We start from the raw sequence: 255 nt of genomic DNA, 5'->3' as shown, positions 1-255 counted from the left end.
CCGGCCAGATGCTCGCCGCGCTGGCGAACCTGCCGCAAGCGACGATTGCCTCGAAGGTGGTCGTGGCCGACGGCAAGGCGACCGTCTCGCGCGAAGTGGACGGTGGCGCGGAAACGCTGTCGCTCAAGCTGCCCGCAGTCGTTACGACGGACCTGCGCCTGAACGAGCCGCGCTACGTCACGCTGCCGAACATCATGAAGGCGAAGAAGAAGCCGCTGGAAACCGTGAAGCCGGAAGACCTGGGCGTCGATGTCA

Annotated in this window: 1 pseudogene; it reads left to right on the top strand. The window is 65.9% G+C overall.

Annotated elements, in window-relative coordinates:
* Window positions 1-255, top strand: a pseudogene (locus tag AB4Y44_RS42690) (electron transfer flavoprotein subunit beta/FixA family protein); the annotation flags it as partial.

This window comes from Paraburkholderia sp. BR10937, assembly GCF_040965695.1.
Classification (GTDB): Bacteria; Pseudomonadota; Gammaproteobacteria; order Burkholderiales; family Burkholderiaceae; genus Paraburkholderia.
The sequence above is the reverse complement of the archived record's forward strand: the minus strand, read 5'-3'. Positions and strand labels throughout refer to the sequence as shown.